Source organism: Agrobacterium sp. DKPNP3 (assembly GCF_052686535.1).
Genome location: NZ_JBQYSN010000032.1, coordinates 1 through 25,347 on the forward strand (window position 1 = coordinate 1; position 25,347 = coordinate 25,347).

Sequence of the window (25,347 nt, forward strand, 5' to 3'; positions counted from 1 at the left end):
GCACCATGGCAATGGCTTCACGGGCGCGGCGCTCCGCCTCGGCCGCCGGCACCTTGCGCATTTCAAGACCAAACATCACGTTCTTGAGAACCGTCATGTGCGGGAAGAGCGCGTAGCTTTGGAAAACAAGACCAATGTCACGCTTGTAGGGTGCAAGCGCAGTGACGTCCTTGCCGTCGATCAGGATCGAGCCCGAAGAAACGGCAGACAGGCCCGCAATCATGCGCAGCGACGTCGATTTGCCGCAGCCGGAAGGGCCGAGAAAGGCAACCAGTTCGCCCTTGGGGATCTCCAGATTGAGATTATCGACCGCGACGACTGTCTCGTAGCGCTTGGTCAGTGAACGGATCGAGAGGAATCCTGGCTGCATGATATCTGACGTTCCCATTCTGGCTTCTTGCCTTTCTCCAGACCACGTCCGACCCTTGAGGAAGAGTGGACACGTGCTGTTTTTGATCTAAGCAACCGCAGCGAAATTCGCGTGCGCTGTTGGCGGTTGCTTGCGCAGTAAGGACCTTGAGGTTCCTCGGAATGCCTGGCCGGTTCGACCCACCCCTCCCCCGGCCCCAGCACCGGGAGGAAATGAGCCGACACCAGGCGCAAAAGTCTTACCGGCTGAGCGGGATGACCTTGCGACGCCAGTCCTGCGTGATCTGGTCGCGGACCTTGGAGAGGCCGATCCAGTCCACCGGGATGACCTTGTCCATCGCCTTGACGACCGTGCGGTCACTCACATCGGCTGCAACCGTGGCCTTGGCGTTGGTCGGCGCATAATACATGGCGGCGGTAAAGGCCGCCTGCGCTTCCGGGCTCAACGCATAATCAACGAACTTGCGCGCAGCTTCGGACGACGGGCCGCCTTTGACGATGTTGAGCGTGTTGATCTGGAGGATCGTGCCTTCCTTCGGCAGAACCACCTTCATCTTGCCGTTGGAACCGTCAGCATTCACTTGGCTGCGGGCGTTCCAGCCCACGCCCAGTGAAACCTGACCGTTGACGACATTCGGATAGACTTCCGGCTTCGGCTCCCAGGTCTGAACATTCGGCGCAACTTCCGCCATGGCCTTGGTGCCGGCATCGATGTTCTTGATGAAATCAGTGCCGCCATTCATGTGATCCATGATGATCGTGGTGCCGATGCCGACGATATCGGGGGCGCTGAGCATGGCGACCTTGCCCTTGAATGCGCTGTCCTTCAGGGCGTTCCAGCTGTCGGGCGGCGTCTTGATGGCATCGGTATTGTAAATGAGCACGAGATTGTCGAACGTTACGCCAACGCCGGCCACGCCTTCGAAACGGGCGTTGGGGTAGAGATCGGCGACGTTCTTCGACACGCTTTCATCGACCTTGTCGAACAGACCTTCGTCCGTGCCTGTCTTGGCGACGGAAACGTCCATCAGGGCGACATCGGACTGCGGAGCAGCCTTCTGGGCGCGCAGCGAGCCGAGCATTGCGGCAGAACCCTGCTGCGGGAAATATTCGATCTTGATGTCCGGGTTGGCCGCCATGAAAGGTTCGATCACGGCCTTGGTGTAGCGCTCCTGAAAAAGGCCGCTATAGCCGAGGAACGTCACGCTCTGCTGCGCATGCGCCGGCATGGCGGCCGCACCGAGCATGAAAATTCCACTGAGAAGTATCGTTTTCTTCATTGTCCTGTTCCCTCTATTATTATTGGCGGTGGCGGACTGGTCCGCCACCCGTGAGACGGCATCAGGCGCTGAGCTTGGCCTGAACGAGCTTGTTGGCGCCGGAGATATCGGGCAATTTCTCACCGTTGCGCAGGCGTTCCAGAAGCACGATTTCTGCTTCCTGCATGCCGATGGCGCGCTCGGCCATGGCGCGGGCCTGGCTTGGATGAAGCGCGACAACGCCGCTTTCATCGCACAGGATCGCATCGCCCGGATTGATCGTCTGCCCGCCGACGCTGATCGGAATGTTGATCGCGCCTTCGAGACCAAGGATCTTGGTGGTGATCGGCGAAGGGCCACGGCACCACATGGGCATGTCGACCTTGGCGAATTCCGAGAAATCGGTCGCCGGGCCATCAACGACGCCGGCTTTGACGCCTGCCATCTTCATGGTGTTGGTGATGACACCGCCCCAGCAGGCGTGGCGGGTATCGCCGCAACGGTCGATGAGGACGATATCCCCGGGGCGCACGAATTGCGAGAGATAGTGGAGCATGGTCGAATCCGCATTCGGGATGCGCAGCGTGACGGCGGTACCGGCCACACGCTTACCCGGAAGGACGGCGCGGATTTCAGGATCGACGAAGCCGGAATGAAGCACGTGACCGATCGTTGCCACCTCGACCTTCTCAAGAAGCTCGATGATGTCTGCGCCGATTTGTTCAGGCATGGGGTTGGCGATAAACATTAGGTCTTTCTCCGATCAGAGAACGTGGTGGTTCGCCACCGGTACGTTGGCGCGCACCTTGGCCGAATAGTCGAAATCGAGGGCGGCGCCGGCCGTTCCGACACTGTCGGAGCATTGGGCGACGATGTGGCCCCATGGGTCGATGACCATGGAATGCCCCCAGCAGGCCTTCTTCCCGCCGGCATGGGTGCCAATCTGGCCAACGGCCAGGAAGTAGGTCTGGGTTTCAACCGCGCGGGCACGGGCTAGAACTTCCCAATGGTCCTTGCCGGTCATTAGTGTAAAGGCAGCCGGCAGAACGATGACGTCCGCACCCTTGTCGCGCAGGGCGCGGAAGAGTTCCGGAAAACGAATATCGTAGCAGATGCCGCAGCCCACCGTTTTGTCGCCCACCTTGTAGGTCACGACATCTTCGCCACGGGCGACCGAGTCGGATTCGCGGTAGCTGATGCCGTTCGGCGTATCCACGTCGAACAGGTGGATTTTGCGGTAACGGGCGATCTGGCTGCCATCAGGACCGAAAACGAGCGTCGAATTGTAAAAGCGGTTGCCTTCCTTCTCGACGATGGATCCGGCATGCAGCGTGATCGCGTGCTTCTTGGCCAGCCCAGAGAGCAGCGTGTAAATCTCGCCGCCGGGAAACTCTTCCCCGCTCTCATGCATTTCCTGAGGATTATCTCCAAGAAATGCGAAGTATTCAGGAAGAACAACAAGGTCCGGATTATCCGACTTGACTGCCTTCTCTACAAGATCGGCAGCAACCTTCAGGTTTTCTGCCTTGTCATTCTGGGTATTCATTTGAACAAGTGAGACTTTCACGTTGCTCTCCTCTCATGTTGCGAGGAGAATTAAGAACGGGAACTGTTTCCATTACAAACGGAAAAACTCTATCGAAACCCATTAGGTAAGCTTATAGATTAATCATTTTGCGCTGCAGCGCAAATTTTAGGCGACGGATGTCATCCATTGCGTGGTAGTCTCGCTGACGATTTCGGTCGCCATATCGGCAATGGCCCTGGCGATCGCGTTGTCGCCACGCTCCTGATAAACGGTGTGGAAAGTGAGCGGCGGAACAGAGGGACTGATATCCAGAATTCGCGCCTCGCCTGACTTGATGATGCCGTCCACCAGCACGCGCGGCAAGGCACCAACACCGACGGCGGCCGCCACAAGGCGGGTCATGATCGACAGCGAATTGGAATTGTAGATGCGGCTGTCGGACAGCCCGTGAGAATCGAGCAAAGCGCGCAACGCCTGATGCGGCTGCGAACCCGTGGAAAAGGTAAGTAACGGAAAATGTGCAATATCTTCAAGTGTAACACCCGTTTCAGGTAGCGGCAACTCGACCGCGCCGACCCAGCACGACTCGAAGGTACAAAGGGGCGCGTTATAGATGTCGGCAGACATGATTGGGCCCATGATAAAACCGACATCCACCTCCCCGTTTTGAATGCGCTGGGAGAGCTTCAGGCTGGTATCGATGGTGAGATCGAGACTGACGCCGGGGTATTGCTCGTGCATGCGACGGATTAAAAGAGGCAGCCAAGCATAGACGATCGTATCAGCGGCACCGATGCGCACCGTGCCCCTCAACGCCTCCCTACTGCTGACGATCTGTCGGAATTCGCCGGTGAGGTTGATGATCTTTTCTGCATGTTGCAGCGCCATCCGACCTGCAGGCGTCAGGTTGACGCAGCGCACGTCTCGCGTGAACAGCAGAACTCCGAGTTCACGCTCAAGGGCGGCAATGCGATTAGACACAGAAGCTTGCGTAGTGTGCAGGCGTTCCGCGGCGGCCGAGAAACTGCTCAGTCTTGCAGCCCAAAGGAAGGTTTCGAGAAATCGTGTGTTCATGGGACGGAATTCCCTTACCTCCATTGACTGAATATCTGAAATGTTAGTGCAAGCTCGGTCTCGTTCCAATGGCCCTGGTAACACCGCCTGCGCAGATCCAATCTTCTTTTTGGGGAGCCTCGCAATCGCAAGTCGGCGCCGTGATTGCGCTGATTCTCATGAATCGTTACTTCGATTGACGGATCATCACTGCGTCAACCGCTTACGATCAGATCTGATTTGCTGAACTACCAACCGTCTTTCGTTGAAACAGCGAGATCTAACTTTGATTGATGTCTTTTGAGGCCGATTAGGGTGCCTGCGGAGCCTTCTCCAATACGCCCGTATGAGAAACAACTTTCCGTGATCATCCAAAACGGGATCACGAGGTGTTGAGTCTTTCGGGCTTGGCAGAACGTTCAAGGAACCAACGCTATCTACGCAGCGGCGTAACGCGACGCTGCTACTTCTAACAATTTACTTGCTCGTGAACGGGATCGAACCTGCGATCTCATGTTTCTTCGTCTTCACTCGGAGGTTTTTCCAATTTGCCCAATCACTTAATCTCAATCCCGGATTTGGACAGACTGTCTAATTCGGCTTTCAGGGGGATCATTGAAAAAATTTGGTTACGCTTGTAATCGGTGGACGGAAATTTAAGCCCTTCCACCGGCGACGCATTTGCAAGCACTCCGTGGTGTTCACCCAACGAAATACCACTCGATGGTTGAGCACTACGGTCCACATCATAACCTAACCGCCCTGCACAGCGCATTAGCGTCGCCACCCAACGCGACTACCTGCTTTCAAAAGCTTTGAAAGGACAAAAAGCGAGATCCAATAAAATATCGCTTCGGAATGACCGGAAAATTGTATTATAGTCATGCATAAATCATTTCACAGATTGGATTCAGAGAAGTGGCTATTGTAAATGGTGTCCCAAATCTAGCGAGTACCGCGGACGGCATTCTTAGTCCTCTCCAGATTGAAGTCGTTCGCAAATTGATACCAATTGTCCGTGCAGGCAAGTGGCCAATCGGAGGGAAGATCTCTGACGCCGCTCTAGCCCGCGAATTCGGCATTTCGCGTACGCCTGTTCGGCAGGTACTGCAATTCCTTGCTGAGAAGGGAGTTGTAACGCAAAACGAAAATCGCGGCTTCATCCTCGTACGTGTACCTTCTGCAGATGACCGCTTTGAGGAGGTTGTGCCGCCATCAGAGATGGATGTGCTGTACCGGCAAATTATGCACGCGAGAGCCAACGGCCTGATCGGCAGCGAAGCGTCCGAAACCGAATTGCTCGAACATTTCGGGACGTCACGCGGTGTCGTGCGTCGCACGCTGATGCGCCTGTCGGCCGAAGGACTGGCCGAACGGCGCGAGGGGCACGGCTGGCGTTTTGCCGAATGCCTCGACAACCGGCAGGCGGTCAACGAAAGTTATGCCTTCCGCGCCATCATCGAATGCGGCGCCGTCATGGAAGATACGTTCCGCGTCGAAATGGACATGCTGTTGGAGCTGGAAAATGAACAGACGGCACTGGTTAACGCACCCTTGGCATCAATTGAAGGGTCGGCATGGTTTGAGGCAAATGCTCGCTTCCACGAAACCGTCGTTTCCTGGGCCAACAACCGGTTTCTCGAGCAGGCGATCCGCCGCCAGAACAGCCTGCGGCGCATGACGGAATATGCCGAATTTGCTGAACTAAGCGAAGCTGGGGTACGCAAAGCGGCGCGGGACCACCTGGCAATTCTCGAAGCCATCAAAAGCGACGACCGCAAGCTGGCTTCCGCCATCCTCTTCCGTCATCTCAGCCGTTCTTCCGCCAGTGGCGAGGTGCGCCCTGCACGGCTGGATGATTGATCGCAGATGGTAGCGCGCATCTTTTGCCGTGACCTGTGTGCTGAGCGCGGCGAACCGGCACCGGGACTTGGTCGATCGTCGAAGAGCTATGTGCTGCTGCATTGGCCGCGCAGTGACTGGCGGGTGCCACGCATCAAATCGAATAATATGCCGGAAGGGCTCGGCTCGGCAATTCTGGCCGCCAATGCCGCGGGCATTCACGTCGCACTGGTGGATGGCGACGATATCGGTTTTACGCATCAGGATGTTTTCAGAGACCATGTGACGCCTGAGGAAGCTGAAAGGCTGTTGCTGCATATTGCGGGGGGTGGCGTGCTTGAAGGCACATTTGACCCACGCGTGACCATCGTGTGCTGCACTGATGGCAAACAGGACCCTTGTTGCGCCCGATATGGCTTCGCGACGTGGAAGGCGCTGCGGCAGGTCGCCGATCCAAGTCGTTTTCGCATCTTGCAATCCACCCATCTCGGCGGATGCCGTTTTGCTGCTTCGCTCGTCGTTTTACCGCAACGAGCGCGCTACAGCCGACTTGAGCCATCGCAGGTTGGAGACTTTCTCAATTGCCTTGGAAAGGGCTTCCCCTATCTGCCCGCCTATCGCGGCAACCCCTCTTATGACGCGCCTGCGCAGACTGCAGAAATCGCGCTGCTGGAATGGGCAGGACAGCGCGGTATAATAGGAGCGGCGACACTTCATAAGACGCAGAGCGACATCTGCAACCCCGACCAACTTCATTTCCACGCGACGATTGCCACGCAACACGCCACTGTGACCGTTGAGAGGGCCGAGTTTACGGTCAACACACGCTGCGTGACAATTGGTGAACCTGAGGGCACTAAAAACGTGGTGCGGTGGGTCGCCGCATCTGTTCTGGCCGAAGACTGAACACTGCAGTCCTCGGCCAGACCAATTTACTCAGCCTTCGAGAACTGCCGAAAAGAATGACTTGACGGGTGGCTGAATGCCGGTGCCATCATGGCTGATGCCCGCAACCGTATCGAAACGTGGCTCGACACCAACCGCCTTCAGGCCCTTCTCCAAGCTGCGCAAGCGCTCTACGCGGGTTTCGCCGCTATCATTGATACCTTCCATCCAGAAGGGTGATTTTGGTCCCACGTTAACATCCCAGGTTTCGATGTCCGCATCACCTATAACCAATTGCACAGCCACCTGGCGCATCGCGTCGATATCAATAGGCTGGCCGAATATCTCTTCCATGCCGTTCAAACCGATCCACCAATTGGCCCGATCATCGGGGAGCGTGACAGTGCCCGGCGCACCGACCGAAACGGCTCGAAGCCTCCGCGGGTGAAGATAGAGAAAACGATGGGCAAATTGCGCGCCGCCGGAAAAGCCATGCATAAGCACCTTGTCCTTTTGGACGCGGTAGCGTGTCGCCAATTCATCGATCATATCCAGCAAAACAAGATCATAACGAATATCGTGATAAATCATGTGTTTGTAATTGTGCAGATCATCAGGATCATCGATGCCAGCCGGGAAAAGCGGTGCCAGCAGGACGCATTGATGTTGTTCGGCGAAGTCGATGAATTCGTCGCGCAGGATATCAGCGTCGCGCAGGCTGCCGTGAACGAGAACGGCAAGCGGATGTATGGTTTCACCGGCAGGATCATATTCTTCGGGGATATAGCAGCACCACGAAAAGCGCTGATCCATACGCGAAGCGAAGATCGGTGTGCGACCGCAGCGGTAGAAGTTAAGCGGCGCAGCCGTTTGCTGGGCAGACATGATAGATCCTCTCAGAGCTTCTTGGGTTGTTGCTGGCTGGCGTAATCGGCCAGCACGCGGTTCATGCGTGCCAGCACTGATTTCAGCGCCTCGTAACCGCCGTTGCGTTCGCGCGTTGTCTCATCCATGTAGAGCTTGCGGTTGATTTCAAACTGCACGCTGTGGCGTTCAAGCGCTGGGTTGGAATAGGCCGCAACCAGCTCCGCGCCACGGAACGGCTTGTTCAAGGCAACGGTCAAACCTTCGCCTTTCAGTGTTCCGGCAATCAACGACACGAATTCTGCCGAGGCCGATCCGCCATGCAGGTCACCAAGGCAAATATCGGCGCGCACCGTTCCAGCGGGATCGGACGAAATGGCGTGACCGACTGCGGTCATCGAGTGGCAATTGATGTGATAGACCCGGCCAAACCGCGCATAAACAGCGTTCAAAAGTGCTGCAAGATAGTGGTGGTAAGGCTGCCAGTAAGTGGCAATCCGCACCTCTGCCTCTGCCACACTCATCCCGCTGGCATACATTGGTTCATCGCCCCAGGCGTAACGCCACATCAGCCCCATGCCACGTTTTGCCGTGCCACTGTCACGCACCGGATGGGGCCAGTCGCCTTCGACAATCTGTGTGTCCATATCCAGCAGTGAGCGATTAACGTCGAGAAAACTGCGCGGGAAATGCGCCAGCAGCAACGGCGCACCGATCACGGTTGCCGACATGAACAGATCATCGATATGCGTGTCGGCAGCCACGCGGACACGTTCGGCTGAGACGACAGGGGTAAAGTCAGCAGGCATTTCAAGTCCGCTATGGGGGCTGTCAAACACCATCGGAACCAGCGGCGTGCGCGGTGCGATCACCGACAGGACACCCTCCAGCGTGACATCTTCAAGATTGCCGAATGTCGGGATCATCAATTTTTACCTTCATTGTCAGTCGGATTGAGCCGCGCATTGATCTTGTTCACCGCACGGGTAATGTCGCCGAGCTTTTCGCCAGCAAGCAGTCGCTCCATGGTGCGGGCGACACGGCCCTCGCGGGCAAGGCAGACAGTGGCAATGTCAGCCGCCTCATCGGCTGGCAGGACCACGACACCGGATGAATCTCCCAGAATGATATCTCCCGGCAGAACGGGTACGCCACCACAGGAAATAGGGCGATTGAACGTGCCGCCAAGATCAAGCTGGCGGGTGGTCACAGGTGAGATGCCACGGCACCAGACGGGCAGTCCTTCCGCGAGAATTTCGGCGGCATCGGTGCACGGTCCATCAATGATCACTCCCGCCACACCGGCCATGCGCGCAGCACGCGCCACCGCGCCGCCAAGGCAGGCGTGACGATTATCTCCCAGCCTGTCGATCACCAGCATGTCGCCGGGTCGCACATGGCTTAACGTATAGTGTAGAAGGGTCGAACACATGGCTGGAATGGCCAGCGTTACCGCAACACCGGCGCGGGCTTTCTGATCCGGTCTCACGGCCTGAATGTCACCCCGCATGAAACCGGTATGGCGCAAATGCCCGACAGTTGCCGTCTCGATCTGCTGTAGCGCGTCGATAACCCCCTGCGGCGCCACGGCTGGCATCGGGCCAATTCGCAATTCAGTCATCAGCATCTCCTTGCGGTGAACCATCTGGTTGTTCGCTAAAGGGTTTTACAGCATCTCTTGGATCAAAATTGGTGAGATGACACATCAATTGTGCGGTGTGATCAACAATATGATCGCAAATCGCCTTGCCTTTTTCAGCGCTTGCCAGGGAGGCAAGGCCACCCAGCATGCCGGCCGGATCAACTTCCGTGCAGTCAAGCGGGATATGTAGCGGCAATCCATTGAACCGGCTGGCCGAGACACCGCCAATCGGCAAGCCGAACACGCTGCCGCGCGGCGCAGCTACGCGTACCGCCTCACCATCCATCAGTTCCGGAAACAGATGCATGTAGACTGATGTCATCGGCTCGCCGCCATGGCCGCGTACACGTCCGGCGTTTTCGCCATAAAGGTTGGTCCACAGGTTGTCAGGCAGGCTTTGCCAGATATTGAGGGAGGGGATCAGCACTCCTGTTTCCCGCCGCACTTTGCGGCACACCTGATCGATCAGAGATGCATTGGTGGTGTGTCCGTTGAAGATCAGCAGCCTGTTGTGACTGTGGTCGAGGAAGGAGGTCAAAATGTCCTCCAGCACGGCGGAAAATGTCGTGGCACGCAATTGAACTCCACCGGCAATCGCTCGGAAAAATTCGGCATAACCAAATGGTAGAACCGGTGCCGTCAGGCCATCGCCAGCGGCAGCACACATTTCCGAAAGCCGTTGCGTCAGCATGAAATCGCCCATCGGCGCATGCGGCCCCTGTTCCTCTTGCGATGCAAGCGGAATGAGGATCACCGCCGGGCGTTTCATACGCTCGGCAAATTCCTTATGCGTCATGTGAGAGATGGCAACCTGTCCGCTTTCACCCATGTTGCCGCTCCCTTGTCGCTTGGTGCGTCAAGTGTCCAACCAATTCCGGCAGTGCCAACTCGGAGGAATTGACGTTAACGGACCTTGAAAGCATGACGGTTTCACCGGCAAAACGTAGCCGAACGGTGTCGCGGAATGCGGTTTCAACGAATATCCAGTCCATCTGCAGAACCGGACCATCCTGTTCGACCGTCATCATTCGGGCGCTGGCGACCACCTTCAGCCCGCCATCGGGTTGATAGGAATGATGCAGCCGCGCACCCGGCATTGTAGTCACTGTTTCGAGGTAGTGGCCGCAGCCGGCGCGCACGTCATGGGTTCCGTCGGCATCGCTTAGCGTGAAGACAACAGCGTCCTTTTCATTGGTTATGGATATGGTTTTCACGCCTTGGTCGTTTGCCGCCATATGCCATGTGCCGCACGGCAGTCCTTCCGGATTGAAAGCCACATCAGTAAAATCCTTCAGCCGCAATCCCACCAGTCTTTCCTCAAGCATTTGGTCGGCTTGCGAAGGGGCAGCCCCGCTGCCAAGTGCTGGTCGCAACAGGTCGTAGATCAGGCGGTGGACACGCCGGTCGCTGTCTTCGAGCCCACCGGTAAAGGCGACAACAGCCTTTTTTTGCGGCAAGACGATGCAATATTGCCCGAACAGTCCGTTGGCGGAGAAGCTGTCATGCGGTCCACGCCACCATTGATAGCCATAGCCCTCACGGCGGCTGACCTTGCCGCCATCCGCCACCTCGTCGGGGCCGAGATAGTGGTCGCCAGTAAAGACGCCGAGCACCACGTCACGCACCTGCGTTCCCGTTGCGGCCTGCACCCATGACCGGGGCAGAAGTTGGCGACCCTGCCACTTCCCTCCCTGAAGATGCAGGATGCCAAGTTTCAGCATGTCTTCGCTGGTGCAACTGAGGCCATTTCCGCCGGTGTTTACGCCGTCGGTGCCGGTATCCCAACTCATGCCGGACGACATGTTCATCGGTTTGAAAATACGCTCGGAAAGATAGTCTGCGATCATGCGTCCGCTGACCTGCTGTACGATGGCAGACAGCATGTAACTTGCCGCGCTGTCGTAAACAAAGACGTCGCCGGGCCGGTGTGGGGTCTGCTTGCACAGAAAGTCCTCGATCCAGCTCGATGTCAGCCGTCGCCAGGAGCCGCCGGAAATACCGCGGCCGTGACCGCTGGTCATGGTCAGAAGGTGCCGTAACCTCATGGCGCGGAGATTGTCGTCAACAGGACCGATGTAATCGGGGAAGAAAGACAGCACCCTGTCATCAACCGAAAGCAGGCCGTCAGCGACCGCCAACCCAACCGCCATCGAGGTGAAACTCTTGGTAACCGAGTGCATCATATGCGGGCGCGCCGCCGTATAGGGTGCCCAATAAGCGTCAGTGATCAATGCACCATTTTGCCAGATCAGCAGGCTGTGTAGCTCCAGATCCTGACGTTTAATCTCGTCAAGCATGGCAAGCACGACTGCTGGGTCGGTTTGGTGCGCACAAGGCGTCGCACGCGGCAGGCCTGTGGGTATTGCGGTATGTGTCATTGATATGCGTCCGCCTGCTTGCCTTGCATCTGTGCTGTTTCGTCCGGCGCAAAACGCCAGTTGAGCGAGACACCGGTTTCCGTGCGGGTCAGGGTTGGAATGGCTGAGAGCAATGCCCGTGTGTAGTCCGACTGCGGACTGTCAAAAATCACGTCGCGGCTGCCTTGTTCGACGATCGCGCCGTCGCGCATCACCACCACGCGGTCGGCCAGTTGCTCCACGACGCCCAGATCGTGGCTGATGAACAGGCAGGAAAAACCATAACGTTCTTGCAAGTCTGCCAGCAGTTCCAGAACCTTCGCCCTGACCGTCACGTCCAGTGCCGCGACCGCTTCATCGGCGATGACAAATTGTGGCCGCCCGACCACGGCACGGGCAATTGCCACACGTTGCCGCTGGCCGCCGGAAAGTTCGTGCGGGAAACGGTCAAGGTAACGTTCGTCCAGTCCCACCTCCTTGAGAATGGCGACGGTACGTTGCTTTTTCTCATCTCGGCTGATCTCTGTGTCATGACGCAGCGCCTCTGCGACGATGTCGCGGATCTTCATGCGTGGATCAAGCGAACCGAACGGGTCCTGAAAGATCATCTGGCAATTCAGGCGGTAGTGACGCCAGGCCTCAGACCCCGGCTTGACCTCTTCACCGGCAAAGGAAATCTGTCCTGATGAGGCTGGCACCAAACCGGCAATACAACGGCCAAGCGTTGTTTTGCCTGAACCGGAAGCACCAACCAGCGCCACGATTTCACCGGGACGCACCACCAGATCGACACCATGCAGTGCTTTTTTGGTTTTGCGTGGCGCAAGAAAACCGCCGCTTGCACTGTAGGTCACCTCGATGCCGCGCGCTTCCATCACAGGCTTTGTGGCAGCATCAATCTGCCGCGCCGGTCCGCGTACTGGCATGGATTGTAGCAATTCGCGGGTATAGTCATGGGTCGGACGGGAGATGATTTGCTCAACCGGTCCCTGTTCGACGATCTCGCCCTGTCGCATGACGATGATCCGGTTGCAGTAGCGTGCCACCATGGGCAGGTCGTGGCTGATCATCAGCAGCGCCGTGTTTTCACTGCGTACCATTTCCAGCATCAGTCCCAGCACTTCGCGCTGGACCAGCGCATCAAGAGCCGTGGTCGGCTCGTCGGCGATCAGTAGCGATGGTTTGAGCAGCATGGCGGAGGCTAGCATCATGCGCTGGCGCATGCCGCCGGAAAACTGGTGTGGGAAGGCCAGCAATGCATCATCTGGATCCTGAATGCCGACCCGCCATAAGATATCGAGAATACGCTGACGCCGCGCGGCCATATCCAGCCTTGTGTGCAGTTTCAGCGGTTCCTCAAGCTGTTTGCCGATGGTCATCGACGGATTGAGCGAGGTCATAGGTTCCTGAAACACCATGCCAAGTCTGGAGCCGCGCAGCGCACGGATGTCCTTCGCCGTCATAGAAGGCACCGAGCGTCCTTCGAAACGGATGTCCCCGCCGGAAATGGCAATGGCCGGTGGCTGAAGGCCCATCAGGCTGCGGGCCACCATGGTTTTGCCGGAGCCACTTTCTCCGACAATGCCGACGATTTCGCCCGCGCCGACCTCGAAAGACACGTCCTGCACGATGCGGTGTTCGGTCATGCTGTTGACGGAGAGGCTGAGATGCTCAACCTGAATGAGAGGTTGGTTCATGGCTTACAATCCCCTCATGCGTGGGTCGAAACGGTCGCGGATTGCATCCCCGAACAGGTTGATGCCGAGTAGCGACAGAGAAATACACAAACCCGGGAAGATGCCGAGCCACATGGCTTCGGCGATGTGCGGGCGGCCGCTGGCCAGCATGTTACCCCAGGTTGGCGCTGGTGGTGGAACACCGAGACCAAGGAAACTGAGTGCACTTTCGGTCAGCAGCACCGAGCCGAACATCGAGGTTGCCAGAACGATCACCGGACCAAGGCAGTTCGGCACGATATGGCGAAACATCGTGTAAGCAGCGGAATTGCCCATGATGCGCGATGATTCGATAAATTCACGCTCACGCAGTGACAGCACCGAACCGCGCACCACGCGCACCATGGAAGGCGTGTAGGCAATGCCGAGCGCCAGGATGATGCCGTACATGTTGGCACCAGTGATCGACAGCAGGGCCAGTGCGAGCAGCATGCTAGGAAAGGCGAGCAACGCGTCGTTGAAGGCCATGATCACCCGGTCGGTCCAGCCACGGGCATAACCTGCCAGAACACCAAGGATGATGCCGGAGAGAACGGCAATCGACACTGTGACCAGGCTGATTGACACGCTGGTTCCCGCCGCTGTCATCAGCCGCGACAGCACATCGCGGCCAAACTCATCGGTGCCCAGCCAGTGGACGGCATCCGGCGCTTGCAATTTCGCGCGCAGGTCAATGCGCATCGGGTCAAAGGGTGTCCAGATCCGTCCGGCAAGGGCTGCCCCGAAAAAACAGGCCAGAAGCGCGCCGCCGAAGATACGATTTCTGTGATGGCGTTTCATTCTGCAGTCACTCTCGGATCGAACAGCGGATAAAGCAGGTCAACCAGCAGATTGACGAGAAGATAGGTGACGGCCACGAACAGCAGGCAGCCCTGCACAACGGCGTAATCGCGGGCATAGATGGAATCGACGATCAATCGACCAAGGCCCGGAATGGTGAAGACAGTTTCCACCACGGCAACACCACCAAGCAGGTTGCCAAGAATAAGGCCGATCAGTGTCCAGGTCGGGCCAAAGGCATTGCGGGCCGCATGGCGCATCAACACTGCCCATTCGCTGAGACCCTTGGCACGGGCATGGATAATGTAATCCAGCCGCAATACATCCAGCGTCGAGGCGCGTGCCATGCGCACGATGATGCCCACCTCATGCAGAACCAGTGTCGCCACCGGCATGATCAGGTAGATCAGTCCCGCGGCTGCATCTTCTGTCACGGAGACATAACCGAGCACCGGCAACCAGCCGAGCTTGAGGCCGAAACCGAGCAGGATCATCAATCCCAACCAGAAGGTCGGGACTGACAGAAGCAAGGTCGACATGGCAACGATGACCAGATCAAGGCTGCCATTCTGCTTCCAGGCTGCCGCCATGCCGAGTGGCACAGCGATCAGCACCGAAAGTGCAACTGCAATCAGCACCATCCAGGCACTGGTCGAAAACCGTTGTAGCACCAGTTCTAGGACAGGCTGACCATTGAGGACAGAGTGGCCGAGATCGCCCTGTATGACGTTGCCGAGCCAGATAACGAACTGAAGCGGCACGGGTTGGTCCAGTCCCATCGATTTGCGAGCGGCGGCCAGTGTATCGGGATCGGCGAGATCACCGAGCATCAGACTGGCCGGGTCGCCGGGTATCAGGCGGACAAGACCGAACACCGCCACCGAGACGATGAACAGGGTGGGGATTGCCGATAATAATCGGCTCAGAGCAAATTTAAGCATCACGCTATCCGACAGTCACTCTTACTGGTTTTTTTCAACGCCCCAGAAGCGGGCAAAGCCCTGCCAGGTGCGGTAGCCCTTGACTTTGGGGCCGGAGACGCCGACATCGAGGCCGTTGGCCAACATCACGAAAGGTACCTGCTGCAGAAAACGGCTGTGCAGGTCATCAAAGATGGGCTGGCGTTTGGCCGCGTCGGCCTCCTGCAGCGCGCGACTGACAAGTTCACTCACCTCGGCATCGTCCCAGATGGCATTGGCCTTTTTGGCCTTCGAGCCGACAACCGTCTGGTAGGCGAGCGCCGGATCGGTTCTGTTTGAGTAATTGAACGCCATGATCTGGAATTTACCGCTGTTGAAGCGGTCAAGCTGGCTTGCCCATTCCAGAACTTCGATTTCGGCATTGATGCCGGCCGACTGCAACATCGCCTGCGCAATGATTGCCGTGTCGTAGTTGATGGCAGAGCGGCGGTTGGTGAGAATGGCGATCTTCTCGCCCTTGTAACCGGCATTGGTCAGCAATGCCTGCACGGCGGTGGGATCGTAGGTATATCCCTTGTCCTGCGCGGCAGTGTGATACAGCGAGCCGGATGCCACCAGCGAATTGTTGGTCACGCCGAGACCGTAGGTGACAGAATTGACGATCTGCGGTGTATCAAGTGCTGCAATCACCGCCTGGCGCATTTCCACCTTGGACATCAGCGGATCGGCGGTCTGGAACAGCATGGTGATCAGGCCGCCATGCGGGGCTGCAACAATCGTGAAGTCCTTTTCATCCTTCAGCTTTGCGGCTTCCGCCGGAGGCAGGTAGGGAAGAACATCCAGTGCACCACTGCGAAGACCCGCCACCGCGGTTGCCGTATCCGGCACGACGACATATTTCACCTCGTCGACCAGCACGTCCTTGCGTCCGCCATAACCATCCGGCATGTCGCCGTTTGGGGCGTAATCGGCAAATTTCTTCAGCGTCAGCCCCTGCCCACGCTTCCACTCGCCAAACACGAAGGGACCCGTGGCAATTGGTGTTTTCCACTTGCCATCATCGCCAAAGGACGAGCGATGCACGATGCCGGTGGAGCCACATTGTGCCTGTGCCATATAGTTCAGAAACATCGCGTCGGGGCGATCCAGCGTTAGGACAACCGTCTTGTCATCTTTTGCCTCGATCGTTTCGAGCTTGGCGTCACGGCTGCCGTCGAAGAAGGCCTTGCAGTTGAATTCCGGGTCACGGATCAGCTTTTCAAGGCTCCATTGCACGTCGGCGGCATTCAGCGGTTCACCATTGTGAAACTTCACGCCGTCACGCAGGGTAAATGTATACACTTTTCCGTCGTCGGAAACGGTCCATTCCTTGGCAAGCATCGGGCGAATTTCACCCTTTTCACCGGCTGCAACGAGGCCCTCCACCACATTCAGCATGACTGAGTCCGTGCCTGCATCGCGATTGATGCCTGGCTGGGAACTGCGGATATCTGCGGTGATCTGCACATTGAGCGTATTGGCGAAAGCCAATCCGGGAAGCGCCAGAGCGGCAGATGCGAGGAATGCGCGCATGGCCGTTTTCGACAGTGACATAAGTTTGCCCTCTTGTTTTATGTTTATGCAAAAAACATTTCATATGTAAAAAACATAGTCAAGCATGTTTCAATGTGCATTATAAAAACATGTTCAAACCATATCGATCCGGCCTGATTTAACACCCCTGTCAAGCGGCAATGGAGGAAAAACTGAAAGTCGATCCCATCGATCAACGCATCATTGAGGCGGTCAAACGCAATGGATGCCTGACCAAGCAGGCGCTAGCCGGGGCGGTTGGCCTATCGGCAACGCCGGCCTGGGCGCGGCTGAAACGACTGGAAGCGGAAGGCATCATTACCGGTTACCACGCCCGTGTTTCGTGCACCGAGCAGGCGGCAGCTGTCAGAGTGCTGGTAGAGGTCACCCTTGCTAGCCACCGCCACGCGGACTTCAAACGCTTCGAAGCGGCGATATACGAAATAACCGAAATCGCCTCCTGCTGGTCAGTGGGCGGCGGCGTCGATTATTTTCTGACGGTCGAGACCGCCGACATCGATAGTTATCAACGTCTCGTTGACCGTTTGCTGACCATGGAAATCGGTATCCAGCGTTATTTTACCTACATCGTCACACGAACGGTGAAAGACCGTCCGGACTGAAACCGGCTGATAAACAGTCCGGCCGGGCTGTGACACATCCTTCTTTGGACCACCCACTCATCCCGGTTCTGTAATACTCGCCTCACGTCAATAACACCTGAGGACAGAACATATGAGCGAGGCCTTGATGAGGCGCCGCGAGCGGCGGCATGTCGCACTCGATAGTCTTGAAGACCCCAGCCTGTTGCGTGAGCTTTCCTGTTGTGATGGGCGATGGGTCGCCGGAGCGAAGGGTTTTGCGGTGACGGATCCGGCAACCGGCCAGCCCATCGCGCGGGTGACAATGGCCGGTGTGGATGAAGTTCACACTGCCATCGCTGCGGCCTCCCAGGCATTTCCCGGCTGGCAGGCATTGTTGCCTGAGAAACGTGCTGCCCTTCTGCGCAACTGGGCAGAACTGATCCGCAAGCACCGGCAGGATTTAGTACTCATCATGGTGCTTGAGCAGGGAAAACCGCTTGCCGAGGCCTTGGGCGAGATCGACTACGCCGCCTCGTTTTCCGAGTGGTATGCCGAAGAAGGTCGTCGCCTGAACACCGAAGGCGTGACACCTCACCTGCCCGATGCGGAGATGATCATCCGCCGCGAAGCGATTGGTGTTGCGGCTCTGGTTACCCCATGGAGTTTCCCCTCTGCCATGCTGACACGCAAGGCCGCGGCCGCCCTTGCCGCTGGCTGCACCGTCGTTGCTCATCCGTCGAGTGAAACGCCTTTGTCTGCATTGGCGCTGGAGGAACTCGCAGAACGTGCCGGATTTCCGGCCGGTGTCTTTAATGTCTTGACGGGAGGTTCCATCGAGATCGTCGGCGCATTGTGTGACGATACCCGTGTCGGCGCGCTCAGCTTCACCGGTTCGACCGATGTCGCAAAACTGATTGCTGGCCGCTGCGCGCCGACCATGAAAAGGCTTGTCATGGAGCTGGGCGGCTATGCGCCCTTGATCGTTTTTGAAGATGCAGATGTCAGCCGTGCGGTTGATATTGCCATGGATGCAAAATTCGCAACATCCGGGCAGGATTACGTCGCAGCCAACCGCATCTTTGTGCACCGTTCCATATACGATGCCCTTCTCAAACAGTTTGCAGAACGCATTGCTGAACTTCGTGTCGGCAATGGTCTGGAGCCGGACACCGACATTGGCCCGCTGATGCATCTAAAGGCGGTCAGTGGTGTCGAGGCTCAAGTGCGCGATGCGCTTGCCCGCGGGGCGCACTGCATTGTCGGCGGAAAACCGCATCCGGAAGGTGCGCTTTTTTACGCACCGATACTCCTCGCCTGTGTGGGCGATGATGCTCTTATCATGCGCGAGGAAACTTTTGGACCGGTCGCCGCCGTCAGCGCCTTCGACAGTGCAGACGAGGTTGTCCGACGCGCCGACAACATCGGCTATGGTCTTATTGCCTATGTGGTGACGGAAAATGGCGCCCGCCAATGGCGGCTCGGTCTTGTCGAAAACGCCAAAGTGACCGGTGCCTGGTTCCGTGACGCGCTCGCACGGACGGTTGGTTCCCATGCCAATGTCGGTGACGTGCGTGGTGACGGTCTGATGGCGGCCGTTGAACTGGTGGAAGATCGCGGTGATCGTCGTTTCTTTGATCCATCAAAGAAGGTTGGTGCCTCCATCGTCGCGGCCATGCTGGAGCGTGGCCTCATTGTCCGTGCCATGCCGCAGAGCGACATCACGGTTTTGCGCCGCCCTTGTGCCTGGCGAAGGAAGAGGCAGAGCACATTGTCTCTGTCACAGCAGATGCCGTCCGCCATGTCCTTGGATAACAGCGGCCCTTTCCCTTCCGGTATGAGATATCAGTCATGACACCTATTTCACGACACAAATCAGCCGTTTGGCTTTCAGGACCCAACGTTGCCGCAGCGGAAATTGCGGCATCCATTGGTTACACGTCAGCCGTTCTCGATATCGAGCACGGCAGTTTCGACCTCGAAACGCTTGAGCGTTTCATTCCGGTTCTCAAAGGTCTGGGCGTCGACGTGCTGGCAAAGGTTCTGGCCCCGAAACGCGGCCCCATACAGCAGGCACTGGATTTCGGTGCCGATGCCGTGGTCATTCCGCATATTCTCGATGCTGCGCATGCGGAAAAGACATGCTCCTATGCAAAGTTCCCGCCGCATGGCGAGCGCAGTTTCGCCGGTGGACGTACCGTCTCATATGGTAGCCCGGACGATCAATGGTTTGTTGATCAGGATCGCAACACCCGTTGTTACCCGATGATCGAACATGCTGGCGCGCTCAGAGACATCGACAAGATCCTCGCCCTTGCCAGTGTCGATGGCGTTTTCGTTGGCCCCAGCGATCTGTCACTGCGCCGCGGCCGTGGTGCCTATAAACGCAGTGAGGCTGACTTTGCCGACCTGAAAACCGTGGCTGATACGGCGCATGCCGCCGGCAAACACTGGCTTTTACCGGCTTGGAGCGTCTCCGAAAAGCAGTTCGCCCTAGAAAATAATGCTCACACACTTGTGTTGACCATGGAGCATGGTGCCATCGCGCATGGTTTTCGTGACGCCTGGAACACCACCGCGCAACTTCTCTCGCTAGCGCACTGACAAAGGAAAAAGCGACATGAAAATCTCACTGATCCAGATGAATTTGCAAAACGACAAAGCGGCGAACCTGCAAACCCCTGCTACGCTTATCGAGACCGCCATCCGCGATGAAAAACCTTAGCTCATCGTCTTGCCAGAATATTTTGCTTTTTTCGATGATGACAGAAATGCCATGCCCTCCAGTGCCGAAAGATTTCCCGGTGGCGAGACTTGGTCCTTCCTGTCAAAGGCTGCAGCGCGACACGGTGTCACCCTGCACGCGGGATCCATCGTCGAGAAGGATGGAGAGGGCTTCTACAATACGTCATTGGTGTTGGGACCGGAGGGAGAACAGATCGCCCGTACCGCAAGATTCAACTTTTTGATGTCGAAACGCCTGAAGGCATTGTCTACCGCGAGTATGACTCCGTTCGTCGCGGTGAGGATGTCGTGACCTACAAGGTCGGAGATGTCACAGTCGGCTGCGGCATTTGCTACAATATCCGTTGAAATACGGACGATCTGTCTGACGCAGGGTTCGCGCCAACGTTGTCGCCACACTGCCGCGGTCCGTTCACAAGTACGACCGGCGTATCTTCGAGCGCGACCCTAATTCGCTCGGCTGCGCCTCTCGGATAGACGAGGTCAGAGGGATTTTCCCCTTTCAATCTATTTTTCCTCCTGCGCTCTACCAAATCCTAGGGTTGCCGATGCGTCCAGGTCGGAGTTTACATGCGTCCAATTCGGATTACGACTTCGTCCAATCCGGAACTTACAACCGTCCGTTTCGGAAATTGATGGGTACGGGCCAGCTGTCGAGAAGAGCGAGCGGAGGCGTGTTGGAGTGTGGATTCAAATCGTACGAAAGAAAGCAGAGACGTCCCGTTCGGATTGGTCAGTTACTGCGGCATCGCATTTGAGCTTATGGCCGAAATAGACGTGCTCGCGTTCGCGGTTGGGACGTCGAAATCATGAGCAGCTCCAGGATACGCGTTGAGCCGTATCTCTGAGCCGCTGCCACTCAAGCTCTCAAGGCGCTGTCGCCATAGCGCTGGCGCCCCAGTTAAAAGAAAACCCTCTTTGCGCTTGGTTCAATCATATTCCAAATCTGAGATAATGGACTTCGCCGCCGGCGCGGATGTCGATCTGTAGCGGCATCCCCCTCTGCAGGTACTTCGTCAGCTTTGCGAATTTCATTAGGTTTGGCGCGGTTCGACGAGCCGGTCGCCGGCATGAACTGCCGTAGTGGGTGTGCACGTCAACCATCACGGTCACGACCTCACGGTTCAAATAGCCGCCGATGCTGACCTTTCCAAGTTTTGAACTCGCTCCAGCGGCATTGTGAGCGCCTATCGTCCGACATAGCGGGCCCGGGGTCGGATCAGCTTGTCATCCAGCTTCTGCTCCAGCGCATGGGCGACCCAGCCGACGGTTCGTGCGACGGCAAAAAGTGCGAGTGCCGCACCGCGCGGCAGCTTCAGGCTTCGCCGGAGGCTGACGAGCGCCACATCGCAGGTCGGCAGTTGCCCGGCAGTGTCGCTCATCATCTGCAGAAGCTCGTCGCGTTGCGCATCCGGCGGGAGATAGGGCAGCAGGCCAGTCGCTCGTGGGTCACCGTCCGGATAGAGCGGATGATGAAAGCCGGGAATGGCTTCACCCCGGCGCAGGCGCTCGTCGATGACCCGCTCGACATCCCCATATCTCTCCAGCTCGTCGAATAAAAGTTCGACAAGGCTTGTCATGCCGCCATGCAGGGGGCCGCTCAGCGCGGAAAGCCCCGCATTCAGGCAGGCGCCCAGCGATGCCCCCGTCGAAGCGACGACGCGAACCGCAAATGCCGAGGCATTGAGTTCGTGATCGGCCTGCAGCACCAGGGCCCGGCGAATGAGATCAGCACCCGCCGCGTCCGTCTGCCATGCGTCCGCTAAGAACAGGTGAACCGCCTGCGTCTTCGGTTGGCTTGAGATGCAGGCACCGGCGATACCCCGCAACATGGCTGCGGCCCCAGGCCAAAGACGCCGGTTGTCACGCTGCCAGGCGGTCACCCGGCCCGCTTCTAAAAGAGGGAGAAGAGCCTGGCACCGCTCTGTCAGTGGCAGGTTTCTGGCAAAGCCTAGTATCGGTTGTGGCCACGGCGTTGGAACAGCTTTGATATCATCGAATGGATCAGCTTCGCCGCAGTCCCATAGCAGCCGGGCAACATCCTCAAGGCTCGCCGTCTGCGAAAGAGCAAGAGCGTCCTGACCGCGATAACGTAACTGGCCCTCCGCAATTTCAGTAATGCCGGACTCGAGCACGGGCAACCCCCAGTCAAGCGCAGCCGCAGCCACCTGCCGGGGACGCCTCCCAACGCTTTTTCTCTTCTTCAGCGCTTCGATGTCGTGTGCGCTGTAGAGCCTACGGCGCGGATCGTCGGCTGCGTCGCTCGCGTGGATAAACCCACGGCTTACATAGGCGTAGAGCGTTGCTCGGCTGATGCCCAATTCGGCCGCAGCGCGATCGGCGGTCATGAACTTGTCGGAATGCACCATGATGATCTCGTATTGATTATATGAATCAAGATTGACCATATATGTGCACCGCAGCATCCTCAAGCATGTTTCACGTTGAATGAGGAGATTGACCATGCCTGCCACCCCCGCTGTTGCCGCCAAAAACCCCGCTCCCGGCCTTGATGATGTCGTTGCCGCCGAAACTATGCTCAGTCATGTAGACGGCCAGGCGGGCGAGCTTGTCGTTCGGGGCTATCATCTGGCGGAACTGGCCGATTGGACTTTCGAACAGGTGCTGGAACTTCTTTGGTCCGGGCAGACGGCGATGAAAATCACAGCCGAAGACATTCGTTCGCAACTGGGTAAGGCGCGGCTGCGCACATTCGAACTGATGCAGCTTCACCTTCCGGGCCTGTCCGCCCTCACCTCCGTCGAGGCCTTGCGACTTCTGCTGTCATCGTTGCCGGATGATGAAACCACCCCGCATCATTTAGTGGCTGTCGCAGCCGTGCCGGTCTTTGCCACGGCCATCATCCGCAACAGGCAGGGGCTTGCACCGATGGCACCCGACGCGTCACTTACCCATTCTGCGGATTTCCTGCGAATGCTGTCCGGCACATTGCCTTCGACCGAGAAAGTACGCGCCCTTGATACATATCTGACCACCGTTGCCGATCACGGGCTGAACGCTTCCACCTTCACTGCCCGGGTAATCGCATCGACCGAGGCCGGGTTGTTTTCATCGGTTGTCGGTGCGCTTTGCGGCTTGAAGGGTCCACTTCACGGTGGTGCACCGGGCCCGGTGCTGGATATGCTTGACGCCATTGGCACCGAGGCAGAAATCGAACCCTGGCTGCTGGATGCGCTAGGGCGCGGAGAACGTCTTATGGGATTCGGCCACCGGATCTACCGCGTGCGTGACCCGCGCGCCGACGTGCTGAAACACGCTGTTTCCACCCTGAAGGAGGGCTCTGACCGCATTGCCTTTGCCAGTAAAGTGGAGCGAGCAGCACTAGCACTTCTCAAGAAAAAGAAGCCTCTGCGCCCTCTGCAGACCAATGTCGAATTCTATACCGCACTCGTGCTGGAAGCCGTGGGTTTTCCGCGCGATAGCTTCACCAATGTCTTTGCGGCCGGGCGTATGGCGGGCTGGACCGCCCATGTATTGGAACAGGAGCGCACAGGACGCCTCATTCGCCCACAATCCCGCTATATCGGTCCGCATCCAAGGTGAGATTTTGCGTAGCATTGGGGAACATAAATACCACCTGGCTTCATCGGGAAAGAGGTTACATCTCTCAAGCCCCCAATAATAAGCAGTCTCGCTTGTTGCGTTGGTCGGCGGCCACTTTGGCCCAACTGCCGGCCTAAAGACCACATTTGCAGTTGAAAGGATTCGCGCGCATATCCCCGAATCCAAAGACCTGGCATCAACGGTTTATGAAAGTTCGAGGTGCTCCATCGGGAGACCCACCGCAGTTAGCGGTTCGAATAATGGCTCAATGGTGGTTCTGCAGTGCAGCTACATTGTCCAAAGGATAGAAAGCGGTGCAGCGCGCAGCTTCTCCCCAAACGGCGTTACACGATCATGGTCATGTAAAACCAGTCCCCGCACAAAACGATCACCCACCGCCTGCTCGAGTTGGCGAAGACCTCTAAAATCATCTGATTTGACCGTAGCGGATGCTTTGACTTCAATTCCAACCACGCGACCACGGCGGTCTTCGATCACGATATCGACCTCATCCTGATCTTTTGTTCGATAATGTGAAAACGTCAAACGGCGCTCTGACCAGGAGGCAAGCTTCAACAGTTCAGATACAACGAAACTCTCCAGTAGCGCGCCGAACCGGGTCTTGTCGCGTCGAAGACTATCCAGGCCGTCCTCTCGCAAGCTCGCGAGAAGACCGGTGTCGACAAAATGCAGCTTTGGGGTTTTTACGAGCCGGCTCAATCGATTGTTCGACCAAGGCGGAAGTGTGCGCACCAAGAAAAGGCGCTCCAGTATAGCTACGTATTTGCCTGCGGTGACGCTCGACAATCCCAATGCCGATCCATAGCTGCTATGGTTCACGAGCTGGCCTGCATGCTCACCAAGCATATTCAGCAACTTTGGCAACCGATCGAGTTGGTCGATATTTGCGATATCACGGACATCTCGATCAAGAATGAGAGCGACATAGTCTTCAAGCCATGCCGCCCGGCGGGCAGCCGTCGGACGACGCAATGCCTCCGGATATCCTCCCTTCAGAACAATCTCCATAAGATCGTCGCCGAACACGGCTCTCTCTCCGATCGCCGGTTCGTCGCCATTGAAAATTTTATCGAGTAACTGCCCAGAGGTTGATTGGATCTCGGCTTGAGCAAATGGCAATAGTGGTACGACCGCCATCCGGCCGGCAAGTGAGTCAGCTATAGCTGGAACCGTCGCTAGATTCGCGGACCCAGTCAAAAGGAATCGGCCAGGCCGTTCATCCCGATCCACACTTTCTTTGATGGCGAGCATCAGCTCAGGTGCGCGCTGTATCTCGTCGATGACAGCCTTGTCGATGCCTCGAATGAACCCTGTTGGATCGGCTCGCGCAGCGCTTAATGTGCCTGCATCATCTAGCGTCAGGTAGGGGCGATCTGGGTCTGAAAATTGCCGCGCAAGCGTTGTTTTACCTGCTTGTCGCGGCCCAGAGATCAAAACAACACGCGTGTCTGCAAGAGCCGCATCAACGATTGGCTTCGCTTTACGTTCAATATACAAGCGGGTGACGCCATCAGTTTTCATACGGCAATTCATAAACCAATTGTCGTCTAATTTAAAGCGATTTCCCGTCTGATTTAAATAATCCGTTCGTCCAATTCAAACTCAAGACTGAGGTTTCCGGTTCATTTT

Annotated in this window: 23 protein-coding genes; 7 read left to right on the forward strand and 16 right to left on the reverse strand. The window is 57.2% G+C overall.

Annotated elements, in window-relative coordinates:
• The 5 genes from ACUTJJ_RS11200 to ACUTJJ_RS11220 form a co-directional block, all read right to left on the reverse strand.
• Positions 1 to 370 (reverse strand): ABC transporter ATP-binding protein (locus tag ACUTJJ_RS11200; protein WP_445542187.1); only part of this gene is annotated, 370 nt, incomplete at its 3' end.
• A 238-nt stretch (positions 371 to 608) separates the two neighbouring features.
• The gene (locus ACUTJJ_RS11205; RefSeq protein WP_445542188.1) at positions 609 to 1,649 is read right to left on the reverse strand and encodes an ABC transporter substrate-binding protein; all 1,041 of its coding nucleotides are present in this window, start codon (positions 1,647 to 1,649) and stop codon (positions 609 to 611) included.
• Between the two features lie 61 nt (positions 1,650 to 1,710).
• Positions 1,711 to 2,376 (reverse strand): RraA family protein, encoded by a 666-nt coding sequence (locus ACUTJJ_RS11210; RefSeq protein ID WP_174010606.1) that lies wholly within the window; start codon positions 2,374 to 2,376, stop codon positions 1,711 to 1,713.
• A gap of 15 nt (positions 2,377 to 2,391) precedes the next feature.
• Complete coding sequence (locus tag ACUTJJ_RS11215; RefSeq protein ID WP_445542189.1) at positions 2,392 to 3,195, reverse strand: carbon-nitrogen hydrolase family protein; 804 nt, start codon at positions 3,193 to 3,195, stop codon at positions 2,392 to 2,394.
• 126 nt (positions 3,196 to 3,321) lie between these two features.
• Positions 3,322 to 4,254 (reverse strand): LysR family transcriptional regulator, encoded by a 933-nt coding sequence (locus tag ACUTJJ_RS11220; RefSeq protein WP_445542190.1) that lies wholly within the window; start codon positions 4,252 to 4,254, stop codon positions 3,322 to 3,324.
• An 873-nt stretch (positions 4,255 to 5,127) separates the two neighbouring features.
• Between ACUTJJ_RS11220 and ACUTJJ_RS11225 the strand changes: the two genes are divergently transcribed.
• Both ACUTJJ_RS11225 and ACUTJJ_RS11230 read left to right on the forward strand, forming a co-directional pair.
• Positions 5,128 to 6,072 (forward strand): GntR family transcriptional regulator, encoded by a 945-nt coding sequence (locus ACUTJJ_RS11225; protein ID WP_445542191.1) that lies wholly within the window; start codon positions 5,128 to 5,130, stop codon positions 6,070 to 6,072.
• Between the two features lie 6 nt (positions 6,073 to 6,078).
• Positions 6,079 to 6,957 carry a sucrase ferredoxin gene (locus ACUTJJ_RS11230; protein ID WP_445542192.1) on the forward strand — a complete coding sequence of 293 codons (879 nt, stop codon included), beginning with the start codon at positions 6,079 to 6,081 and terminating at the stop codon, positions 6,955 to 6,957.
• 30 nt (positions 6,958 to 6,987) lie between these two features.
• Here the strand turns inward: ACUTJJ_RS11230 and ACUTJJ_RS11235 are convergent, their stop codons facing one another.
• From ACUTJJ_RS11235 to ACUTJJ_RS11275, 9 genes are read right to left on the reverse strand one after another with little or no spacing between them, the layout of a single operon-like run.
• Positions 6,988 to 7,821, reverse strand: a complete 834-nt coding sequence (locus ACUTJJ_RS11235) for an alpha/beta hydrolase (RefSeq protein WP_445542193.1) — start codon at positions 7,819 to 7,821, stop codon at positions 6,988 to 6,990.
• Between the two features lie 11 nt (positions 7,822 to 7,832).
• Complete coding sequence (locus tag ACUTJJ_RS11240; RefSeq protein ID WP_445542194.1) at positions 7,833 to 8,726, reverse strand: N-formylglutamate amidohydrolase; 894 nt, start codon at positions 8,724 to 8,726, stop codon at positions 7,833 to 7,835.
• Complete coding sequence (locus ACUTJJ_RS11245) at positions 8,726 to 9,421, reverse strand: RraA family protein (protein ID WP_445542195.1); 696 nt, start codon at positions 9,419 to 9,421, stop codon at positions 8,726 to 8,728. The genes ACUTJJ_RS11240 and ACUTJJ_RS11245 overlap by 1 nt, the downstream gene beginning before the upstream one ends.
• Complete coding sequence (locus ACUTJJ_RS11250; protein WP_445542196.1) at positions 9,414 to 10,271, reverse strand: creatininase family protein; 858 nt, start codon at positions 10,269 to 10,271, stop codon at positions 9,414 to 9,416. Before ACUTJJ_RS11250 ends, ACUTJJ_RS11245 begins: the two co-directional genes overlap by 8 nt.
• Positions 10,264 to 11,820 carry a serine hydrolase domain-containing protein gene (locus tag ACUTJJ_RS11255; RefSeq protein ID WP_445542197.1) on the reverse strand — a complete coding sequence of 519 codons (1,557 nt, stop codon included), beginning with the start codon at positions 11,818 to 11,820 and terminating at the stop codon, positions 10,264 to 10,266. The genes ACUTJJ_RS11250 and ACUTJJ_RS11255 overlap by 8 nt, the downstream gene beginning before the upstream one ends.
• Positions 11,817 to 13,496: an ABC transporter ATP-binding protein gene (locus ACUTJJ_RS11260; protein ID WP_445542198.1), complete on the reverse strand. Its 1,680-nt coding sequence runs from the start codon at positions 13,494 to 13,496 to the stop codon at positions 11,817 to 11,819. The genes ACUTJJ_RS11255 and ACUTJJ_RS11260 overlap by 4 nt, the downstream gene beginning before the upstream one ends.
• 3 nt (positions 13,497 to 13,499) lie before the next feature.
• Positions 13,500 to 14,315 carry an ABC transporter permease gene (locus tag ACUTJJ_RS11265; RefSeq protein ID WP_445542199.1) on the reverse strand — a complete coding sequence of 272 codons (816 nt, stop codon included), beginning with the start codon at positions 14,313 to 14,315 and terminating at the stop codon, positions 13,500 to 13,502.
• Positions 14,312 to 15,256 carry an ABC transporter permease gene (locus ACUTJJ_RS11270; RefSeq protein WP_445542200.1) on the reverse strand — a complete coding sequence of 315 codons (945 nt, stop codon included), beginning with the start codon at positions 15,254 to 15,256 and terminating at the stop codon, positions 14,312 to 14,314. The genes ACUTJJ_RS11265 and ACUTJJ_RS11270 overlap by 4 nt, the downstream gene beginning before the upstream one ends.
• A 21-nt stretch (positions 15,257 to 15,277) precedes the next feature.
• Entirely contained in the window at positions 15,278 to 16,828 is a 1,551-nt protein-coding gene (locus ACUTJJ_RS11275; protein ID WP_445542201.1) for an ABC transporter substrate-binding protein, read from the reverse strand.
• 140 nt (positions 16,829 to 16,968) lie between these two features.
• Here ACUTJJ_RS11275 and ACUTJJ_RS11280 point away from each other — a divergent pair, with 140 nt between their 5' ends.
• The 4 genes from ACUTJJ_RS11280 to ACUTJJ_RS11295 all read left to right on the forward strand — a co-directional run bounded on the left by ACUTJJ_RS11280 (position 16,969) and on the right by ACUTJJ_RS11295 (position 20,425).
• A complete protein-coding gene (locus ACUTJJ_RS11280) occupies positions 16,969 to 17,430 on the forward strand; it encodes an Lrp/AsnC family transcriptional regulator (protein ID WP_445542202.1) in 462 nt (153 codons plus the stop codon).
• A gap of 112 nt (positions 17,431 to 17,542) precedes the next feature.
• A complete protein-coding gene (locus ACUTJJ_RS11285) occupies positions 17,543 to 19,243 on the forward strand; it encodes an aldehyde dehydrogenase family protein (RefSeq protein ID WP_445542203.1) in 1,701 nt (566 codons plus the stop codon).
• Positions 19,240 to 19,992 (forward strand): HpcH/HpaI aldolase family protein, encoded by a 753-nt coding sequence (locus ACUTJJ_RS11290; protein ID WP_445542204.1) that lies wholly within the window; start codon positions 19,240 to 19,242, stop codon positions 19,990 to 19,992. Before ACUTJJ_RS11285 ends, ACUTJJ_RS11290 begins: the two co-directional genes overlap by 4 nt.
• Before the next feature lie 172 nt (positions 19,993 to 20,164).
• Entirely contained in the window at positions 20,165 to 20,425 is a 261-nt protein-coding gene (locus ACUTJJ_RS11295; protein WP_445542223.1) for a hypothetical protein, read from the forward strand.
• An 895-nt stretch (positions 20,426 to 21,320) separates the two neighbouring features.
• Here ACUTJJ_RS11295 and ACUTJJ_RS11300 read toward each other — a convergent pair.
• Entirely contained in the window at positions 21,321 to 22,502 is a 1,182-nt protein-coding gene (locus tag ACUTJJ_RS11300; RefSeq protein WP_445542205.1) for a citrate synthase family protein, read from the reverse strand.
• Positions 22,503 to 22,596: 94 nt separating this feature from the next.
• Here ACUTJJ_RS11300 and ACUTJJ_RS11305 point away from each other — a divergent pair, with 94 nt between their 5' ends.
• Complete coding sequence (locus ACUTJJ_RS11305) at positions 22,597 to 23,697, forward strand: citrate synthase/methylcitrate synthase (RefSeq protein ID WP_445542206.1); 1,101 nt, start codon at positions 22,597 to 22,599, stop codon at positions 23,695 to 23,697.
• A gap of 288 nt (positions 23,698 to 23,985) precedes the next feature.
• Here ACUTJJ_RS11305 and ACUTJJ_RS11310 read toward each other — a convergent pair whose 3' ends face one another.
• A complete protein-coding gene (locus ACUTJJ_RS11310) occupies positions 23,986 to 25,239 on the reverse strand; it encodes an ATP-binding protein (protein WP_445542207.1) in 1,254 nt (417 codons plus the stop codon).
• Between the last annotated feature and the right edge of the window lie 108 nt (positions 25,240 to 25,347).

Excerpts from the sequence above, each read along its gene's own strand:
- ACUTJJ_RS11205 (WP_445542188.1), bottom strand. The coding sequence starts at position 1,649 with ATGAAGAAAACGATACTTCTCAGTGGAATTTTCATGCTCGGTGCGGCC.
- ACUTJJ_RS11210 (WP_174010606.1), bottom strand. The coding sequence starts at position 2,376 with ATGTTTATCGCCAACCCCATGCCTGAACAAATCGGCGCAGACATCATC.
- ACUTJJ_RS11220 (WP_445542190.1), bottom strand. The coding sequence starts at position 4,254 with ATGGAGGTAAGGGAATTCCGTCCCATGAACACACGATTTCTCGAAACC.
- ACUTJJ_RS11230 (WP_445542192.1), top strand. The coding sequence starts at position 6,079 with ATGGTAGCGCGCATCTTTTGCCGTGACCTGTGTGCTGAGCGCGGCGAA.
- ACUTJJ_RS11235 (WP_445542193.1), bottom strand. The coding sequence starts at position 7,821 with ATGTCTGCCCAGCAAACGGCTGCGCCGCTTAACTTCTACCGCTGCGGT.
- ACUTJJ_RS11240 (WP_445542194.1), bottom strand. The coding sequence starts at position 8,726 with ATGATCCCGACATTCGGCAATCTTGAAGATGTCACGCTGGAGGGTGTC.
- ACUTJJ_RS11245 (WP_445542195.1), bottom strand. The coding sequence starts at position 9,421 with ATGACTGAATTGCGAATTGGCCCGATGCCAGCCGTGGCGCCGCAGGGG.
- ACUTJJ_RS11250 (WP_445542196.1), bottom strand. The coding sequence starts at position 10,271 with ATGGGTGAAAGCGGACAGGTTGCCATCTCTCACATGACGCATAAGGAA.
- ACUTJJ_RS11255 (WP_445542197.1), bottom strand. The coding sequence starts at position 11,820 with ATGACACATACCGCAATACCCACAGGCCTGCCGCGTGCGACGCCTTGT.
- ACUTJJ_RS11260 (WP_445542198.1), bottom strand. The coding sequence starts at position 13,496 with ATGAACCAACCTCTCATTCAGGTTGAGCATCTCAGCCTCTCCGTCAAC.
- ACUTJJ_RS11265 (WP_445542199.1), bottom strand. The coding sequence starts at position 14,315 with ATGAAACGCCATCACAGAAATCGTATCTTCGGCGGCGCGCTTCTGGCC.
- ACUTJJ_RS11270 (WP_445542200.1), bottom strand. The coding sequence starts at position 15,256 with ATGCTTAAATTTGCTCTGAGCCGATTATTATCGGCAATCCCCACCCTG.
- ACUTJJ_RS11275 (WP_445542201.1), bottom strand. The coding sequence starts at position 16,828 with ATGTCACTGTCGAAAACGGCCATGCGCGCATTCCTCGCATCTGCCGCT.
- ACUTJJ_RS11280 (WP_445542202.1), top strand. The coding sequence starts at position 16,969 with ATGGAGGAAAAACTGAAAGTCGATCCCATCGATCAACGCATCATTGAG.
- ACUTJJ_RS11285 (WP_445542203.1), top strand. The coding sequence starts at position 17,543 with ATGAGCGAGGCCTTGATGAGGCGCCGCGAGCGGCGGCATGTCGCACTC.
- ACUTJJ_RS11290 (WP_445542204.1), top strand. The coding sequence starts at position 19,240 with ATGACACCTATTTCACGACACAAATCAGCCGTTTGGCTTTCAGGACCC.
- ACUTJJ_RS11295 (WP_445542223.1), top strand. The coding sequence starts at position 20,165 with ATGCCCTCCAGTGCCGAAAGATTTCCCGGTGGCGAGACTTGGTCCTTC.
- ACUTJJ_RS11300 (WP_445542205.1), bottom strand. The coding sequence starts at position 22,502 with ATGGTGCATTCCGACAAGTTCATGACCGCCGATCGCGCTGCGGCCGAA.
- ACUTJJ_RS11305 (WP_445542206.1), top strand. The coding sequence starts at position 22,597 with ATGCCTGCCACCCCCGCTGTTGCCGCCAAAAACCCCGCTCCCGGCCTT.
- ACUTJJ_RS11310 (WP_445542207.1), bottom strand. The coding sequence starts at position 25,239 with ATGAAAACTGATGGCGTCACCCGCTTGTATATTGAACGTAAAGCGAAG.